General features: G+C 73.9%; 15 protein-coding genes. 9 read left to right on the plus strand and 6 right to left on the minus strand.

Annotation, left to right across the window (positions count from 1 at the left end):
* Positions 1-2 precede the first annotated feature (2 nt).
* Positions 3-785, minus strand: a complete 783-nt coding sequence (locus tag WME83_RS39140) for a Uma2 family endonuclease (RefSeq protein WP_437314800.1) — start codon at positions 783-785, stop codon at positions 3-5.
* A 111-nt stretch (positions 786-896) separates the two neighbouring features.
* Between WME83_RS39140 and WME83_RS39145 the strand changes: the two genes are divergently transcribed.
* The 3 genes from WME83_RS39145 (at position 897) to WME83_RS39155 (ending at position 4606) form a co-directional block, all read left to right on the plus strand.
* A complete protein-coding gene (locus tag WME83_RS39145; RefSeq protein WP_437314801.1) occupies positions 897-3197 on the plus strand; it encodes an ArnT family glycosyltransferase in 2301 nt (766 codons plus the stop codon).
* A 59-nt stretch (positions 3198-3256) separates the two neighbouring features.
* Positions 3257-3889, plus strand: coding sequence for a TonB family protein (locus tag WME83_RS39150; protein ID WP_437314802.1), 633 nt, complete (start codon positions 3257-3259; stop codon positions 3887-3889).
* 402 nt (positions 3890-4291) lie between these two features.
* Entirely contained in the window at positions 4292-4606 is a 315-nt protein-coding gene (locus tag WME83_RS39155; RefSeq protein WP_437314803.1) for a hypothetical protein, read from the plus strand.
* 46 nt (positions 4607-4652) lie between these two features.
* Here WME83_RS39155 and WME83_RS39160 read toward each other — a convergent pair whose 3' ends face one another.
* Complete coding sequence (locus WME83_RS39160) at positions 4653-5447, minus strand: class I SAM-dependent methyltransferase (protein ID WP_437314804.1); 795 nt, start codon at positions 5445-5447, stop codon at positions 4653-4655.
* 167 nt (positions 5448-5614) lie between these two features.
* Between WME83_RS39160 and WME83_RS39165 the strand changes: the two genes are divergently transcribed.
* On the plus strand, positions 5615-6097 hold the full coding sequence (locus tag WME83_RS39165; RefSeq protein WP_437314805.1) for an ABA4-like family protein: 483 nt from the start codon (positions 5615-5617) through the stop codon (positions 6095-6097).
* Between the two features lie 60 nt (positions 6098-6157).
* Here the strand turns inward: WME83_RS39165 and WME83_RS39170 are convergent, their stop codons facing one another.
* Positions 6158-7204 carry a glycosyltransferase family 4 protein gene (locus tag WME83_RS39170; protein ID WP_437314806.1) on the minus strand — a complete coding sequence of 349 codons (1047 nt, stop codon included), beginning with the start codon at positions 7202-7204 and terminating at the stop codon, positions 6158-6160.
* Positions 7205-7562: 358 nt separating this feature from the next.
* Here WME83_RS39170 and WME83_RS39175 point away from each other — a divergent pair, with 358 nt between their 5' ends.
* Entirely contained in the window at positions 7563-9302 is a 1740-nt protein-coding gene (locus WME83_RS39175) for a hypothetical protein (RefSeq protein ID WP_437314807.1), read from the plus strand.
* Positions 9303-9358: 56 nt separating this feature from the next.
* Here the strand turns inward: WME83_RS39175 and WME83_RS39180 are convergent, their stop codons facing one another.
* Positions 9359-11200, minus strand: coding sequence for a glycosyltransferase family 39 protein (locus WME83_RS39180; protein WP_437314808.1), 1842 nt, complete (start codon positions 11198-11200; stop codon positions 9359-9361).
* Positions 11201-11484: 284 nt separating this feature from the next.
* On the opposite strand from WME83_RS39180, the gene WME83_RS39185 reads away from it, so the two are divergent.
* Complete coding sequence (locus WME83_RS39185; protein WP_437314809.1) at positions 11485-12822, plus strand: dihydrolipoamide acetyltransferase family protein; 1338 nt, start codon at positions 11485-11487, stop codon at positions 12820-12822.
* Positions 12819-14090: a serine hydroxymethyltransferase gene (gene glyA, locus WME83_RS39190; protein ID WP_437314810.1), complete on the plus strand. Its 1272-nt coding sequence runs from the start codon at positions 12819-12821 to the stop codon at positions 14088-14090. Before WME83_RS39185 ends, glyA begins: the two co-directional genes overlap by 4 nt.
* Before the next feature lie 139 nt (positions 14091-14229).
* Here the strand turns inward: glyA and WME83_RS39195 are convergent, their stop codons facing one another.
* Positions 14230-15063, minus strand: coding sequence for a hypothetical protein (locus tag WME83_RS39195; RefSeq protein WP_437314811.1), 834 nt, complete (start codon positions 15061-15063; stop codon positions 14230-14232).
* 271 nt (positions 15064-15334) lie between these two features.
* Between WME83_RS39195 and WME83_RS39200 the strand changes: the two genes are divergently transcribed.
* The gene (locus WME83_RS39200; protein ID WP_061626740.1) at positions 15335-15613 is read left to right on the plus strand and encodes a hypothetical protein; all 279 of its coding nucleotides are present in this window, start codon (positions 15335-15337) and stop codon (positions 15611-15613) included.
* Between the two features lie 217 nt (positions 15614-15830).
* Entirely contained in the window at positions 15831-16427 is a 597-nt protein-coding gene (locus WME83_RS39205; protein ID WP_437314812.1) for a hypothetical protein, read from the plus strand.
* A 207-nt stretch (positions 16428-16634) separates the two neighbouring features.
* Here WME83_RS39205 and WME83_RS39210 read toward each other — a convergent pair whose 3' ends face one another.
* The gene (locus WME83_RS39210; protein WP_020739698.1) at positions 16635-16973 is read right to left on the minus strand and encodes an HU family DNA-binding protein; all 339 of its coding nucleotides are present in this window, start codon (positions 16971-16973) and stop codon (positions 16635-16637) included.
* Positions 16974-17115: the final 142 nt, after the last annotated feature.

Here is a 17115-nt window from a genome sequence, read left to right on the forward strand (position 1 = left end):
GCTCAGGCCGCCCCAGGCCCCTTGTCCTTCGCGCCCGCGGCGCTCGCGAGCTGCGCCTCGAGCGCCGCGACGCGCTCCAGCGCCGCCTCCTTCGCGGCCCGCTCCGCCTCCTTCGCGGCCCGCTCCGCCTCCCTCGCGGCCCGCTCCGCCTCCGCGGCGGTCGGGAAGAGCGCTTCACCCCCGGATCCCGTGGCCAGCCGGAGGCGCGCCGCGTCGCCCTCGCCGATCACCCGCAGCCAGCAGCCGAGCACGCGCGCGTAGATCCGATCGACGTTCGTCGTCTCCACCCGGACGAACCCCCGCGTCTTCAGCCGCCGGTAGCGCTGCCAGCGCACCCGATCCCGGCTCCTCTCCCAGTCGGGATCGAAGATCACGAGCTCCCTCACCCCGAGCTCCCGGTAGCGCTCGGGCGCGTCCACGTAGTCCTTGTACGGCTCGTCGGAGGAGACGACCTCGAGCGCGAAGCTCGGCGCGATCCCGGTCTCCCACACCTTCCAGCTGCGCACGCGCCGGCCCGGCGGCACGCCGGGGAGCACGTACACGTCCGGCGCCACGACCTTGGAAGGATCGAACTGCTGATAATAGATGAACTGGTCCGCCCCCACGAACCGCGGCCGGCCGAGCTCCTGGTACCAGCGCTCGATCAGCGGACGGAGGAGCTCCACGATCCAGGTCTGAAGGGAGTCCTCCCCCATCTTCTTCTCCACGGGATAGAACGTCGGATCGCGCCCACTGCCGTCGCGGTGCGCCCGCCCGTGAACCTGCCTGTGCGCCTCGGTCGACATGCCCTACCTTACCCGAGCCGCGCGCGCGCATCGACCCGCGCCGCCGCCGCGGGCAGCGGGGGCTTCTCTCCTCATCCGGACGCGCCCCATCGACGCTAGGCTGCGCGCACGTTGCTCTTCCCGCGCCCCGCCCCCCGCCCGACCGATCTGCGCGGCCTCCCCGCCGCCTCCCGCCTCGAGACCCGCGCGGCGCTCGCCGTCACCGCCGTCGCCACCGCGTGGTTCGCGCTCGCCGCCGCGTGGGAGATGTTCGGGCCCCTCCTCGCCGGCCATTACGCGTCGTCCGCCGGCGTCGGGATCATCGCGGAGAACATGCTCCGCTGGAAGATCGCCGGGCCCGTGTGGGAGTACACCGCGAGCCGGCCGGCGCCGGAGATGTACTACTGCCACCACCCCTGGGGGATCTTCTGGACGACCGCCGCGTTCATGAAGGTCCTCGGGCGGCACGACATCGTCTGCCGCCTGCCCGCCGTCCTGCTGAGCGCCGCGACGCCGCCCCTGCTCTACGCCATCGGCCGGAGCGTCTACCGCCCCGCCGCAGGGGCGGCCGCGGCGGCGGCGTTCGTCGTCCTGCCGATCACGCTCGCGTTCGCGAACCTCAACGCGCTCGAGGTCCCGGTCATGGCCTGGACGCTGCTCGGGCTCTTCGGGTACGTCCGGCTCACGCAGACGGGCCGGCGCCGCTACCTCGCGGTGAGCGCGCTCGGGCTCACGCTCGGCATGCACGCCGACTGGCCCGCGTTCGTGCTCACCGGCGGGCTGCTCGCGTTCGGCGCGATCCGCGCCTACCTGCTCCCGAAGCGCGTCTTCGGCCCGATCCACGAGCGGCGCTACGCGCAGTGGTGGGTGCTCACCGCCTTCCTCGCGGCGCTGACCGCCGCGCTCTACCTCGCCCTCTTCCACCAGGCCGGCAAGCTCGCCGATCTCCTGGCGAGCTACGGGTTCCGCTCCTCGGGCAACGCCGAGCCGCTCGCCAAGGTGCTCGCGAGCCGGCGGTACTGGATCGAGCTCTCGTTCACGCCGATCGCCATCGCCGCGGGGAAGCTCGGCGCGCTCGTCTGCGCCGCGCGGCTCGCCCTGCTCCGGCGCGAGCACGACGCGCTGCCGCTGCTCTACCTCGCGACGGCGACGGTGCAGTACGTCGTCTTCCGCCAGGGCGCCGACATCCACATCTTCTGGCCGCACTACTTCGGCGCCTACTTCGCCCTCGCCGCCGCCGCCCTCGTCGCGACCGGCGCGGCGCTGCTCGAGCGCGCCGCCGCCGCGGCCGCGCAACGCGCGCCCGGGGCCGCGCGCGATCCCGCCGGGCCGGCGCCCGCGTGGCCCGCGCTCGCGGCGCTCGCGCTGTGGCTCGCGCCGCTCGCCGCCGTGCTGCGCGACGGGCTCCCCGCGCTGCGCTACGCGCGCGAGACGGGCGGGCGCTTCAACGAGCGGGGGCACCTCATCGACTCCGACGGGGAGAAGACGGCGTTCCTGCGCTGGCTCGCGCCGAGGCTGCCGCCGTCGACCGACGCGCTCGTCGAGATGCACGAGGGCATGAAGGCCACCTGGGCCCAGGTCTGGGCGCTCGGCGGGCGCGTCGTCAAGCCGACCCGGCCCGCGCCGAGGGAGACGCCGCCCCGCGGCGCCTACCTCGCGGACACGCGGTTCCTGCTCGACCGGGACCAGGCGAGCCTCGCGCAGCGCTTCGACATCACCGCGGTGGGCCCGTTCTGGGCGCTCGGCGCGGGCGTCGGGGCGGAGGCGCCGGCGCAGGGGGCGCGCGGCATCGAGGCGTTCTCGTTCCGCGAGCGGGAGCCGGGGCTCCTCGCCTGGTACTTCGTGTCGGGCACCGAGCCCGAGCGCGAGATCGTGCCGGATCCGTTCCTCACGTGGGAGCTCCGCGCGCACTTCGGACAGCCGGCCGAGCCGCCGGCCGGCCCGCCGGAGACGCTGGAGCAGAAGCGGATCGCCCACAACGCCGCGCTGGCCGCGGGCGACGCCGCGCGCGCGGCGGCGCTCTTCTCGGAGATCACCGCCGCGCTCGCGCCGCTCGGCGCGCGGTTCGACGACGGCACCGAGCTGCTCGGGACCACGTTCCACGAGGGCGCGCGCTCGCTCCTCACGATCTTCGTGCGCGCGGGCGGGCCCGCGGCGAGCGACGTGGCGCTCTCGGTGCGGTCGCGGGTGGTCGAGCGCGCCCCGCTGTCCACGACGATGGCGGACCCGGTCTACCGCGAGGTCGGCCTCCCGACGGCGATCTCGCCGCAGCGCTGGAGGGCGGGCTTCGTCTACGCCGATCCGGTGCCGATCCGGAAGCGGCCGGGGACGGAGGTGTTCTGGGCGTCGCTGAAGGCCCGCGACCGGGGCCGAGCGCCGAGGCTCCTGGACGGCGGCGGCGCGTCTGAGGTCGAGGTGCTGCGGCTGCGCTGAGCGGCGGCGCGCCTCCATCCTCGTGGACACGGCCCCGCATCCGGGTTTTACCTTCGGGCATGAGCTCTCGCCGAACAGGTCTGGTTCTGGTCCTCGCGCTCGCGTCGGCCTGCGCGCCGCCGCCCGCCCAGGCGCCGGCGCAGCCCGCGCCGCCGGAGCCGGCGGGCACGACCTCCACGGCGCCGGCGGGCACGACGCCCGCTGAGCCGGCGGGCACGACAGCCCCGGCGCCCGCGGGCCCGACGCCCGCCGCCGGCGAGGCGCCCCCGGCGACCTCGCAGGTCCCCGGGGCGGCCGCGCCGGTCGAGGCCGCGCCGAAGCCGGCCGCGCCGCGGGGCGACGGGAACGTGAAGCCGGGCGCGGCCGTCGCGACCGGGACGCTCGGGGGCAGCCTCTCGGAGGCGCAGGTCCGCGACGTCGTGGAGAAGCACGCGGAGCTCTTCGACGAGTGCTACAAGATCGGCGTCAAGAGCTCGCCGAAGTTCGTCGGGAAGGTGACCGTCAAGGCGACCATCGGCCCGAGCGGCAAGGTCAACAAGGCAGACGTCGTGAGGTCGACCGCGAAGATCCCGCAGGTCGACCGCTGCGTGGCCGATGCGTTCGAGAAGATGCAGTTCCCCCCGCCGCAAGGCGGGGTGACGACCGTCATCACCTTTCCCATCGAGTTCAGCGGCGTCGAGCTGGTGCCCTGAGAGGCCCCTGCCCGGGAGCGCGGCCGGCCCGGCGCGGCCGGCCCCCGCGAACGGCCGAGCCGCGGCAGGCGCGCGACCGCGTGGCGATCTGCGACACGTGAGGCGGATCGTCCGCGTGGGTCGCGCCGGGCGCGCGCGCCCGGGGGACGCGCCCGACCGCGCTCGGCCGAGCAGGGCGAGAGGGCCGGCGAGGGCACGGAAGCTGCTTTGCGCTGGAACGCTGAGGCGCTGAAACGCTGAAGGCGACACGCCGTCTGTCCGCTCCGCCCCGCGGGCGCGATCGGCAGACGGCCAGGCAGACCACGCCCATGGATGGGCGTACCGGCCGCCGGGCGGTGCGACGCCCCGCGGCGGGTCGCGTTCGAGATCCACTACCGCCGGCGACGGCACGGGTGAGGAAGCATGGAGCGGATGGAAGTGCAGCGGGATGTCCGGAGCGCGATCGCGATCGCGTATGAGCTCTCGCGCCACGAGCACGTGCAGAACAGGGAGCACGTGTCGCAGGCGCTCGGCGACCTGAAGGACGAGCTCGCGCGCATCGAGGCGAAGCTCGGGGGCGAGCGCATCCACGAGGTCACCGCGGACGGGCTGCCGCCCGTGCTCGAGCAGATCGAGGGGCTCGTCGAGGACGCGGGGCCGGTCGTCGGCGATCAGATCAGGGCGCTGCTCCAGAGCGTGCAGCGCATCGCCGGGGAGCTCGTCCCGGGACGCTCGTAGGCGGGTCGTCGCGCGCGAGCCCGCGTCAGGCCCGCGGCGGCCCGCGTCAGGCCGCCGGCCGCCGCGCCGCCAGGGTGAAGCCGAGCGTCTCGGTGGGATCGGGCAGCGCGCGGTCGAGCACGCGCGCACCCGCGGCCACCGCGATCATGGCCGGCGCGACCAGCGGCAGCGTCCACACGCGCGCGCCGCGGCCTTCGCTGGCCTCGTGGCCGAGCTTGCCCATCGCCTGCGCCACGCCGCCGATCTGCGCCACCCGGAGCGCCAGGTAGCTGTTCACCTTGTGGCCGAGCAGGCTCCAGAGGCCGCCGTGCGGGCAGATCTCCTCGATGATCAGGCCGGCGCGGCCGCAGAGGGCGCGGAGGCCGTGGGGGGTGAAACGGAAGTAATCGTGCGGCTCCTCGTGCAGGCGGAACGAGAACGGCGCGCTCAGGAGGAGCAGACCGCCCGGGCGGAGCACGCGCGCCATCTCGGCGACGAGCGCCTCCGGGCGGGGGGTGTGCTCGAGGACCTGCACGCTCAGCACGGTGTCGAAGCTCGCGTCCGGGAAGGGCAGCCGCTCGCCGTCATAGAGCATGTCGGCTTTGCCGCGCGCGCGCGCGGCCGTGGCGCCGAAGGTCGCCTCGTGCTCCACGCCGAGGTACTCGAGGACGTGGGGGAGGAAGAGGTGCTCATAGGGCTTGTCGCCGCAGCCCACGTCGAGCAGCCGCCCGCGCGCCCGCGGGGCGAGGCGCGCGAGCGAGGTCACGACGTGGGTGAGCTGGAGATCGACCCAGTCCGACGCGGCCCGCGCCGCGCGACCGAGCGGCGGGCGTCGGAGCAGGGCGTGCAAGAGCTCGTTCATGGCCGCCTCTTATCACCGCCGCGCCCCGCGCCCGAGGCCCGCGCGGCGGCCGCGGCGCGACGCGCCTCGATCCGGCGCCGCCCCGCGGCGGCGGACGATCGCTCGAGCCGCGGCGCCGCGCGCCTCCTGGCCTCTCCAGGAGCGTTCACCTACCCTGCCCCGAGCCCATGGATCTGGAGACGATCTTCTCGATCTGCAATGCGGCGGTCCTCCCCGGCTGGCTGCTGCTCGCCTTCGCTCCTCGATGGAGATGGACACAGCGCGTCGCCGCGGGCACCGCGGCGGCGCTCGCGCTCGTGTACCTGATCCTGATCGTGCCGACGTTCGGCGAGGGGGAGGGCAGCTTCGGCAGCCTGCACGGGGTCGGGCAGCTCTTCGCGCGCCGAGAGGTGCTGCTGGTCGGGTGGATTCACTATCTCGTGTTCGACCTGTTCACGGGATCCTGGGAGGTGCGCGACGCGGCGCGGCTCGGCCTGCCGCACTGGATGGTCGTGCCCTGCCTGGCGCTGACGCTGCTCTTCGGCCCGGTCGGGTTCCTCGGCTACCTGGCGCTCCGCGCGGCGCTGCGGCGCCGGCTGGACATCGACGACGCGGCCCCGGCAGCGATGCCCGCGTCCCCCCGCGGCGCGCCGTCGCCGCCGCGCTCGTGAGGTCCGGCCCGGGCGCGGACCGCGCGCTGGGGCGCGCGAGCGGGGCAGCCCCCGCTGCGCTCAGGCTGCGCGGGAGCCCTGGGCGCGGCGCGGGCCGCTCACGGCGCGGTAGAGCGCCTCGTACTTCCCCACCATCACGGCGCTGCTGAAGCGCTCGCGCGCGCGGCGCGCGCAGGCGGCGCGGTCGAAGCGCGCGAGCCCCGCCGCGAGCGCGGCGAGGCGCGCGCCGTCGCCCGGCGCGGCCAGGAAGCCCGTGATCCCCTCGTCGACGATCTCGGGGAAGGAGCCGCGGCGAAAGCCGAGCACCGGGGTGCCGCAGAGCATGGCCTCGACGGCGATCAGCCCGAACGGCTCCTCCCACTGGAGCGGGCAGAGGAGGGCGCGCGCCCCGCGCAGGAGCGCGACCTTGCGATCGTGATCCATCTCTCCGAGGTCCGATGCGCCGCTCTCCCGGAGGCGCGGGGCGACCTCGCGAAGGTAATAGAGTCGATCCTTCGGGTGCGCGCGGCCGGCGAGCCTGAGCTGCATGCCCGCGGCCCTCGCGATGTCGAGGGCGAGGTGGGTCCCCTTCTCCTCGGCATAACGGCCGAGGTGCGCGAGGTAGCCCTCGTCGGAGAGGCTCGCCGGGTAGCGCGACGGCGTGACGCCGTGATGGATCACGCACGAGCGCGGGAGCGGGATCTCGAGGGAGCGCTGCCGCTCGCTGATGGCCACGTACGCGACCTCCGGGTGCTGCGCGTAGATGCGCGAGCTCTCGTCGCACGACGCGTGGTGCAGGGTGTGCACGGCCGGGACACGGAGGAAGCGGGTGAACGGGACGGCGATCGGGCTGTTCAGGTGGACCAGGTCGAGCCTGTCCTCCCGCGCGATCTCCGACGCGGCCCACGCGACGTGGTTGACCTCGTCCTCCGGCGCCGGGGGCCAGCGCGGGCTCGCGTAGAGCGATCGCCGGCGGCAGGCGACCGACGAATCGCCCGTCGCGAAGAGCGTCACCTCGTGCCCGCGCGCCGACAGCCCCTCGGCGAGCTCGTAACAGAACAGCTCGGTCCCTCCGTATCCGGAGGGCGGCACCCGGATGAACGGGGTGGAGATGATCGCGATTCGCATGCTCGTTGCTCCTCGATCGCCGCGTCCCTGCGTCGCCGCGCCGCAACCGGGGCGTCACGCTCGACCCCCGCCCGAGGCGGAGCGCATGCCGGCGGTTCGATGCATCAACGAGCATGCCAGCAGGCGGATCCCGCCACCCCGGCGAGGGAGCGCGCGGGAGCAGGCGCCGCCGCGAGCCGGCGGGGCCGCCGCCGGCCAGCGCGGGTTCGGCCCTGCGCCGTGCAGCGCGGCGCACTTTCAACAGGCGTCCCGTGCGTCTAGGATGCCCGCCCGCTCGTCCTTGCCGCGGGGCAGCGCAGACGGCGTCGACGGCCTGCGCGCCCAGCCCAACCAGCTCAACCCGCAACCAGGTGTGTCCATGACTTCGAGATCGAATCGATACGGATCCGCGCTCGCGCTGAGCATTTCGCTGCTGGCCACCTCGGGCTGCGAGGTGGCCACGACGCCCGATCGCAGCCAGATCGGTGACGGTGGGAGCGGCGAGCAAGGGGGCGCAGGAGGGCTGGGGGGAGCCGGCGGCAATGACGGCGGCGGGGGCGGCATCGGCGGCTCCGGCGGCAATGACGGCGGCGGGGGCGGCGACGGCGGCTCCGGCGGCAATGACGGCGACGGTGGCTCCGGCGGTGGCGACGGTGGCTCCGGCGGTGGCGACGGTGGCTCCGGCGGTGGCGGCGGTGGCGGCGGTGGCGACGGCGGCTCCGGCGGTGGCGACGGCGGCTCCGGGAATGGCAACGGCGGATCCGGCGGAGTCGGCGGCGTCGGAGGAGACGGCGGCGAGGGTGGAGTCGGCGGCAGCGGCGGCGGCGACGGCGGGTCCGGCGGCAGCGGCGGCGGCGACACCTGCGCCGGCGACGCGGACTGCGCCGAGCCCGCGAGCGAGTGCGCGATCGCGAGGTGCGTCGACGGCGGGTGCGTCACCGAGCCCGTGGCCGCGGGGACACCGGCGGAGATGCAGATGGCCGGCGACTGCAGCGAGCGCGTCTGTGGCGAAGGCGGCGCGGTCGTGGAGGTCGACGACGACGACGACGTGCCCAACGATCGCAGCGAGTGCACGATCGACGCCTGCCGCGACGGCTCCCCGGTCAACGAGCCGAAGGAGGTCGGCACCGAGTGCGCCCTGGGCGACGGCGGGAAGTGCAACGCCGCCGGGACCTGCGTGGAGTGCCTGGTCCACACGGACTGCCCGTCCCAGGTGTGCGTCGATTTCGTGTGCCAGGCGGCCACGTGCGAGGACGGCCGCCTCAACGGCGACGAGGGCGGCGTCGACTGCGGCGGCTCCTCGTGCCCGCCGTGCGGGGCGCCGGCCCAGGTGACCTCGGTCGATTACCCGATCATCGCCGTCGGAGGCGCGCTCGTGCTCACCGGCACGGGGTTCACCGGAGCGACGGAGGTGACCGTGAGCTACGCGCCGCAACCGTTCACGGTCCACTCCGACACGCGGATCACGATCCCCGTGCTCTCGGACGCGACGCCGATCGGCCCGGGGGAAATCGTGGTGAGCCGCCCGGGCGCGCGGCAGACCTCGTTCCGGGTGACGGTGCTCCGGCTCCAGATCAACGAGCTCGACGCCGACACGTCGGGGGTCGACGCGCTCGAGTTCGTCGAGATCAGCACGGGCTGGCGGCTCACGAGCCTCGCCGGCTACACGCTCGTGTTCTTCAACGGGTCCGCCGGCGACACCTCCTACCGGGCGATCGAGCTCAACGCCTCGACCGACCGGTTCGGCCTCCTGCTCGTCGGCAACAGCGGCGTCATCCCGGCGCCCGCCCTCGCCTTCCCGAACGACACCCTGCAGAACGGCGCGGACGCGGTCGCCTTGTACCAGGGGCTGCCCGCGGACTTCCCCTCGGGCACGCCGGTCACCAGCGCGCGCCTGCTCGATGCCGTCGTCTACGGCACGGACGACGCCGACGACGAGGAGCTCCTGGACGCGCTCATCTCCGACGACCCGGAGGCCCCGGAGCGCGTTCAGGTCAACGAAAGCGCGGTGGCCGCGCCGGCGACGCAGTCGATCCAGCGCTGCGCCGACGGCGCCCGCGACGGCAGCCGCTTCGTGACGGCCGCGCCCACCCCGGGCCGTGACAACGCCTGCCCCTGATCCCGGCGCGCGCGCGGCCCCCCGGGCCGCGCCGCCGCCCCACGCCACCCCGCCCCTCAGCGCTCCAGGTAGATCTCGAAATCCTCGATGAGCACGGCGAGCTCGTAGCGATCGTCGATGAGCCCCGCGAGCGCCGGGAACCCGTCCAGCGTGTCGCGCGAGTCGAGCGCGTCGCCGGTCACCGACGGGAAGACGTCGTGGCGCTCGACCACGATCGCCGCCGGCGGGCTCGCGGCGAGGTCGCGCATGAGCGCGTCGCGCGCCGCCTGCCGGGCCCACGCCGCGCGCTGCGGGACGTTGTAGAGGTAGCGCGTCGCCGGCGGGCGATCGGCGAGGTCGTAGATCACCGGCTCGAAGCCCCACACGAAAACGGGCCGCCCCGGCGCGACGCGCTCGCGCAGCCACGCCGCGACCGCGCGGTTCGCCGCGGCGTTGACGTCGGCCACCGAGGCGAGGCGGTCGAGGCGGCCCTGGTCCCGCGCGCCCGCGGCGAGCAGCGCGAGCCGCTCGGCGCAGCGATCGAGGTACGCGTCGGCCACGTCCTTGGTCGCGGAGCGGGCGAAGGCGGTCGCGACGACCGCCGCGACGAGCGCGGCGGCCGCCCGCGCGCCGCGCTGGACGCAGCGCCGCCACGCCTTCCAGAGGCCGAGCGCGGCGAGCATCGCGGTGAGCGGCCAGGTCGCGCCGTAATGGTACGGGAAGAACTTCGCCTGCATCACCACGCCGACGAGGTGCATGGCGATCACGCCCGCGAACAGCGCCACGCCCGCGCGCTCGTGGCGCTCGGGGTGCAGCGCGAGCAGGCAGACCAGGCCGAGCGCGATCGGGCCGGAGTACCGGACGAGCCATTCGCTGACGCCGTGCCACGCCATCTCGAGCACGCCCACGCCGCGCCACCCGAGCGCGGTGTAATGCGGCGTGAAGACGAAGAGGACCTCCCGCAGATCGCCGAGCGCCCCCTTCGCGGCGAACCACGCGACGCAGGCGACCACGGGGAGCACGCCGCCCAGCGCGATGAGCAGGGCGGGCCGGAGCGCCGCCCAGACGAGCGCGGGCGCGGAAGAGCGCACGGGCGCGCCTGGAAGAGGACGCGCCGGCGCGTCCGGCGGCGCGCCTGGAAGAGAGCGCGCCGGCTCGTCCCCGCTCGCGGGCCGGGCGGCCGCGGCGCTCGCCGAGCCGCGCCGCGCGAGCGCCGCGCCGCGCCGCGCGAGCTCGGCGAGGGCGGGCGCGGCCAGCGCGACGGCGAGCACGACGCCCCCGCCGGCGAGGGGCGGCTTGAGGAGGCCGGCCGCGCCGAAGAGCGCGCCCGACACGACCAGCGCGGCCGCGCGCGGCGCGGGGCGCGGCGCGCCGGCGGCGCGGCCCCGCGGCGTGGCCACGAGCAGGGCGGCGACGGTGAGCATGCCGCCGAACGACTCGGGCTGCGCCGTGTGCCAGAAATCGAGCTGGGCGTGCACGAGCACGGCGAGCGCGGCGGCGACGATCCCGATCCGGCGATCGCCGAAGGCGCGGCCGGCGAGCGACGTCATCGCGAGGCACATGCCGACGAGGCCGGCGACCTCGAGGGCGCGGATGCCCCACTGCGCCGGGCCGAAGAGCGCGCGCGCGAGCGCGTAGATCAGGAAGATGCCGGGCGGCTTGAAGTCGAACGCGTCGCGGTACGGCATGCCGCCGTCGAGCACCGTCCGCGCGACCATCGCGTAGATGCCCTGATCGCGGCCGTAGCCGTAGGTCAGGATCTGCAGCAGCAGGAACGCGATCGCGCCGAGCGAGGCCGCGCAGATCGCCCGCGCCCCCGCGACGCGCGCCGGCCCGGCGTCGGGGCGCTCGCGCGCGATCTCGGTCGAGGCGGCCCGGGGACGAGGGACCGCGGTCACATCCGGCGCGGCGTCACGCACCGGGCCCTTTTACCGGCTCGGGCGCGCCAGCGTCTACGTGCGTCGACGTGCGATTCTACGTACGGTTCCACGTACGATTCCAGCCCTCCTGCGCCGGGCGTGTCGGCGGGCGCGGTTCGTCGTCGCCGAGCCGACCCAGGCAGCGGCGGGAGAATTGCGAAAAGGATGCGCAGCGAACGAACACTGTGTCGTTGCCCTCGAAGGGCGGGCGGCGTATACGACCGTGCCGCCTTGCCCCGAGAAACGGGCGCTCACGGCGGCGCGCGTTGGAGGAGCGAGAAGCGATGGTCGATGTTCGCATGCCGCAGCTCGGCGAGAGCGTGCTCGAGGGGACCGTCTCGAGGTGGCTCGTGCGCGAGGGCGATTTCGTCAAGCGCGAGCAGCCGCTGCTCGAGGTTGCGACCGACAAGGCAGACACGGAGATCCCGGCGCCGACCGCCGGTCGGGTCACGCGGATCGCGGCGGCCGAGGGATCCGTCGTCGCCAAGGAGGGTCTGCTCTGCCAGATCGACGAGGCCGCGTCGGAGGCGCAGGGCGCAGCGGAGCAGCGCCCGCAGGCCGCGGCCGCGGCCAGCCCCGCCGCGCCGGCGCCGGCGCCCGCGCCGGGCAGCAACGGGCATGACGAGAGCGCCCGCCCGCTGTCGAGCCCGTCGACGAAGAAGCTGGCGCTCGAGGCGGGCGTCGATCTGCGCGGCGTGCAGGGGACCGGCGAGCACGGTCGGATCACCCGCGACGACGTGATGCGCGCGGCCCACGGCGCGTCGGCCGAGCCGGCGCCGCCGGCGAGCGCGGCGCCCTCGCCGGCGAGCACGGCGAGCCAGGCGGCCGAGCTGTCGCAGCTCATCCAGTCGAGCGGCGGGTTCGTGCCGCCGGTGCCCGGCGTCGGATACGGCGCGTACAAGGTGCCGCCCTACGCGCCCAAGCCGGGCGACAAGGTGGTGCCCTTCAGCCGGCGCCGCCGCATCACGGCCGACCACATGGTCTATTCCAAGGTGACCTCGCCGCACGTGGTGACGGTCGCCGAGGTCGACCTGCACGAGACGTCGAAGCTGCGCGACGCGCACAAGGACGAGTTCAAGAAGGCGGGTGTGTCGCTGACGTTCCTGTCCTTCATCTGCGCCGCGGCCGTCCGCGCGCTGCGCGAGCACCCGGAGTTCAACGCGCGCGTGCTCGAGAACTCGTACGTGGTGCTGCGCGACGTCAACCTCGGCGTGGCGGTGGACACGCCCGGCGGCCTCATCGTCCCGAGCATCAAGCACGCGGACGAGCTGTCGCTGCGCGGCATCGCGCGGAGCATCGACGAGCTGGCCGGGCGGGCGAAGTCGGGCAAGATCACCGCCGACGACCTGGCGAACACGACCTTCACGGTCTCCAACCCCGGCCTCAAGGGCAACCTGTTCGGCGGCGCGATCATCTCACAGCCGAACGTCGGCATCCTGCGGATGGGGGAGATCAAGAAGCGCGTCGTGGTGGTCACGAAGGACAAGGAGGACTCGATCGCGATCCATCCGGTCATGTTCCTCGCGCTGTCCTACGACCACCGCATCATCGACGGGGTGCTGGCGAACTCGTTCCTCTGGCGGGTCACCGACATCCTTTCACGCGGGGAGTTCGAGGTATGAGCGTGAAGAACGACGTGCAGGGCCTGCGGCCGCTGAGCGAGGTCGATCCGGAGATCGCCGAGCTGATCCGCCTGGAGGAGCGCCGCGAGGCGGACACGCTCCGGCTGATCGCCAGCGAGAACTACGTGTCTCGGGCGGTGCTCGAGGCGACCGGCTCGGTGCTGACGAACAAGTACTCCGAGGGCTACCCGCACAAGCGGTATTACGAGGGCCAGCAGCAGATCGACGTGGTCGAGGAGCTCGCGCGCACGCGGGTGGCCAAGCTGTTCGGGGCCGACCACGTGAACGTGCAGCCCTACTCCGGGAGCCCGGCCAACCTGGCCGTCTACCTCGCGTTCGCGCAGGCGAACGACACGATCATGGGCCTCGGCCTGCCCGCGGGCGGTCACCTGACCCACGGCTGGACGGTGAGCATCACCGGGAAGTACTTCAAGAGCGTCCCGTACGGGGTTCGCGAGAGCGATCACCGCATCGACCTGGACCAGGTCCGCGACCTGGCGCGCGCCCACCGGCCGAAGCTCATCTGGTGCGGGACGACGGCGTACCCGCGCACGATCGACTTCGCCGCGTTCCGGTCGATCGCCGACGAGGTCGGGGCGATCCTGGCGGCGGACATCGCGCACATCGCGGGGCTCGTGGCCGGCGGGGCGCACCCGTCGCCGGTGGGCATCGCCGACGTGGTGACGTCGACGACGCACAAGACGTTCCGGGGCCCGCGCGGCGCGATGATCCTCTGCAAGAAGGAGCACGCGAGCGCGATCGACAAGGCGGTGTTCCCGGGCCTCCAGGGCGGGCCGCACAACCACACGACCGCGGCCATCGCGGTCGCGGCGAAGGAGGCCTCGGAGGACGGGTTCCGGGCCTACGCGAAGCAGATCGTGGAGAACGCGCAGGCGCTCGGGCGCGCGCTGGAGTCGCGCGGCTTCCGGCTCATCACCGGCGGGACCGACAACCACCTCCTGCTGATCGACATGACCCCGAAGGGGATCGGCGGGAAGCCCTATGCGCAGGCGCTCGATCGCGCGGGCATCGTGGCCAACTACAACTCGATCCCGTTCGACCCGCGCAAGCCGTTCGATCCGTCGGGGCTCCGCATCGGCACGCCGGCGGTGACGTCGCGCGGCATGGGCGTCGCCGAGATGGAGCGCCTGGCGGCGTGGATGGATGACGTGGCGCAGAACGTCAACGACGAGGCGCGCATCGCGCGCATCGCCGCCGAGGTCGCGGAGCTCTGCCGCGGCTTCCCGGCGCCCGGGATCCGCGTCTAGCACCGATCGAAGGCGCGAGCCCCCGAGGGCGCCCGGAGCGAGATCTCCCGGCGTCCTCGGCGCTTTCGGGCGTCACTTCACGGCGAGCCCCCGAGGGCGCCCGGAGAGAGATCTCCCGGCGCCCTCGGCGCTTTCGGCGTCACTTCACGTAGAGCTGCGCGGCGGCGACGCCCGAGCCGGCGGTGGCCTTGACGATGTACTTGGCGTTGATGCCCACGGGCAGCGACCAGCGGTAGCAATTGCCCCGGCCGCCGAGCGCGGCGTTCGCGCCGGTCAGGTTGTCCTGCGCCAGCACCGACGAGCCCATCGGGATGGGGGTCAGCGCGACGAGGCTGATGTCGAGCTCGGTGATCCCCGCGCCGACGCCGAGGATCGTGTAGCACTTGCCGGGCATCAGCTGGATCTGCTGCTCGAGGGTCTGCCCGGCGCTGAACTGGCCCGCGATCGGCCCTCCCTCCTTCGTCATGCCCGGCGCCTCGGTCGCGGCGAGGTTGTTCAGCGGGATGGTCGCGGCAGAGGCGAAGTTCGGGTCGACCGGCGACGCGCTGCCGGAGCTGCTGCCGCTGCCGCTCGGGGCGGGCTGCTGGCCGCCGGTCTGCTGGCCGCCGGTCTGGCCAGGGAACGGGAACGGCCACGGGAAGCCGCCGGGCTGCGTCGAGGTCGTCGGGGCGGGCTGCGTCGGCGCCGGCTGCGTCGGGGCGGGCTGCGTCGGCGCCGGCTGCTGGTAGCCGGGCTGCGGCTGCTGATACCCGGGCTGCTGGTAGCCGGGCTGCTGATAGCCGGGTTGCTGATAGCCGGGCTGCTGATAGCCGGGCTGCTGGTACCCAGGCTGCTGGTAGCCGGGCTGCTGGTAGTAGCCGGGCGGGGGCTGGTTCGCGTAGCTCGGCGGTGGGGAGGCCTCTCGCTGTTGACAACCAGCAGCGAGGGCGGCGGTGAGGACCATGGCTGGCAGGACGCCCAACGTACGGAGCAAAAGAACCTCCTCGAATTCCGGCAGAACGCCGCGTTCAATCTCACTGACGGGCTCGCGACGCAACCGATTGCTCACGGGAGCTCCGCGGAGCGAGCCCCGAGGCCCGATCCACCGGGCTTCAGGGCCGTTCGCCGGATGTGGCTTTGGACGGGTCACGCCCTGGCTTTCATCGCGCCCGTCCGGCGGATTCATGCTGTTTCTGCCATGATTTCCAGCGTCATCGCCGCCGGGCTCGGCTGGCCGAGGATCAAAAAGTGAGGTAGCCTACGTCATGACCGACCAAGGCTCCCGCGCGAAGCTCGATCGTCCCGGAGAGTTTTCGCGGTGGTTCCTGGAACGAGAGATGCTGGCGAGCGCCGGCATGGGGATCGCGGCCGACAGGGCGCGGCTGCACCTCGGGCGCGCGGTCACCTTCCTGGAGCAGGGGATGCTGCGCGAGTCGCTGGTGGAGGCGAACTCGGCCGCGTACCTCGACCACGCGATCCGGCCCGAGGCGCTCCTCGTCGCGCGCATGTGCATCCTGCGCGAGCTCGTGGGCGGGTCCGGCTGAGCGGCGCGAGAGGCGCGCGGGCAGGGCCGCCGTCGCGGGCGCGCCTGCGCTGGCCCGCCCGGGCGAAAGCGCCTCGCTCGTAGCCCCCGGCCTCCTTCGGGTGTATGAGCGCCCGCGAGCGCAGCTTTCCGAACGAGGAGCCGCGGCGTGCGGCAGGGCGTGCGCGAGGAGGCCGCAGATGACGGTGACGGGTAGGTCGTTGGGTTCAGCAGTGCTCGTGGCTCTCGCGGCGGCAGCGCTCGGCTGCGGCGGCGGCAGCAAGGAGTCGGAGTTCGCGGACGAGCCCCCGGACGCGGGGGCGCTGCCGCCCCCGCAGCCGACGGTGTCCGCCCCGCCCCCGGACGCCGGCCTGCCCCCGGTCGCGGTGCCCACGGCGGCGCCCTGCGATGGAGTCCAGTCGCTGGCGATGACCACCATGTTCCAGGGCCGCGCCTCCGGCGAGGCGCCGAAGATGCAGCCGGAGGGGGCGCCGGTGTGCAACGTGGTCCCCGAGGGGCAGACGGCCTCGGGGCAGACCTTCATGCTCCAACCGGGCTATTGCTACACGTTCCTGGCGCAGGCGCTCCCCACCGTCACCGAGGTCGATCTCCAGCTGGAGCTCGACCTCAACGCCGGCGGTCAGCCGGGGCTCGCCGCGCTCAACCTGAAACCGGTGCTCGCGGTCGACTCGGACACCGGCCCGACTGCCGCCATCGGCGCCAAGCAGAGCTGCTACCAATGGCCGTTCCCCCTGCCGGCGACGGTGAAGCTGGTCGTCAAAGCGCGCACCGGCTCGGGTCCGGTGGCGGCGCAGGCCTACAGCCGCAAGAAATGACGCGCGCCGCGGCGTGACGGCGCGGGCGGCGCTGGCCGCCCCGCGCCCCCCGACCCCGGGAGCCGGTGTGTCCGGCCGGCGCGCGGCCGTCGGCGCGCGGGAGGCGCCGCCCCCCGCCACGGGCCCGAGAGGGCCGGCGCGGGGCCATGGAGCAAGAACGGCCACGTCGCCGTGGCCGCCCTGCGCTCCGCTGGGAGATGCGGTTGCCTAGAGGAGCGCGTCCTTGATGGCCTTGATCGGCCGAGCGCGGACCGACTTGCTCGCCGGCTTCGCGGCGAAGGTCATCGGCTGCTTGGTAAACGGGTTGATCCCCTGGCGCGCCTTCGTCGCAGGGCGCTTGACCACCCGGAACTTCGCAAAGCCGGGGAGCGTGAACACGCCCGACTTCTTCAGCTCGCGATGACCGATCGTGATGAGGGACTCGAGAACGTTCTTCACCTGCTTGCGGCTCAGCTCATCACCGGCAGCTTCGGTGATGGCCTGGATCAGGCCGCTCTTGCTCAACGTCTTCTTCGCGCCGCCCCCGGCCGTCTTCTTAGTTGCCATGGCACTCTCCTCGGACATGAGCTCGCGCGCGACACCTCGCCGCGCACAGCCTTAGTGAACCTTACACACGACTCAGGACAAAAAAAGACAAAAATGCGGGGAGAAATCGCGATTTCTGAGAACGGGCATCGCGCGGACCCCT

This window comes from Sorangium sp. So ce385 (genome assembly GCF_051474135.1).
GTDB classification, from domain to species: domain Bacteria; phylum Myxococcota_A; class Polyangia; order Polyangiales; family Polyangiaceae; genus Sorangium; species Sorangium cellulosum_D.

Excerpts from the sequence above, each read along its gene's own strand:
- WME83_RS39140 (WP_437314800.1), bottom strand. The coding sequence starts at position 785 with ATGTCGACCGAGGCGCACAGGCAGGTTCACGGGCGGGCGCACCGCGAC.
- WME83_RS39210 (WP_020739698.1), bottom strand. The coding sequence starts at position 16,973 with ATGGCAACTAAGAAGACGGCCGGGGGCGGCGCGAAGAAGACGTTGAGC.
- WME83_RS39170 (WP_437314806.1), bottom strand. The coding sequence starts at position 7,204 with ATGCGAATCGCGATCATCTCCACCCCGTTCATCCGGGTGCCGCCCTCC.
- WME83_RS39160 (WP_437314804.1), bottom strand. The coding sequence starts at position 5,447 with ATGAACGAGCTCTTGCACGCCCTGCTCCGACGCCCGCCGCTCGGTCGC.
- WME83_RS39200 (WP_061626740.1), top strand. The coding sequence starts at position 15,335 with ATGACCGACCAAGGCTCCCGCGCGAAGCTCGATCGTCCCGGAGAGTTT.
- glyA (WP_437314810.1), top strand. The coding sequence starts at position 12,819 with ATGAGCGTGAAGAACGACGTGCAGGGCCTGCGGCCGCTGAGCGAGGTC.
- WME83_RS39165 (WP_437314805.1), top strand. The coding sequence starts at position 5,615 with ATGGATCTGGAGACGATCTTCTCGATCTGCAATGCGGCGGTCCTCCCC.
- WME83_RS39155 (WP_437314803.1), top strand. The coding sequence starts at position 4,292 with ATGGAGCGGATGGAAGTGCAGCGGGATGTCCGGAGCGCGATCGCGATC.
- WME83_RS39185 (WP_437314809.1), top strand. The coding sequence starts at position 11,485 with ATGGTCGATGTTCGCATGCCGCAGCTCGGCGAGAGCGTGCTCGAGGGG.
- WME83_RS39175 (WP_437314807.1), top strand. The coding sequence starts at position 7,563 with ATGACTTCGAGATCGAATCGATACGGATCCGCGCTCGCGCTGAGCATT.
- WME83_RS39150 (WP_437314802.1), top strand. The coding sequence starts at position 3,257 with ATGAGCTCTCGCCGAACAGGTCTGGTTCTGGTCCTCGCGCTCGCGTCG.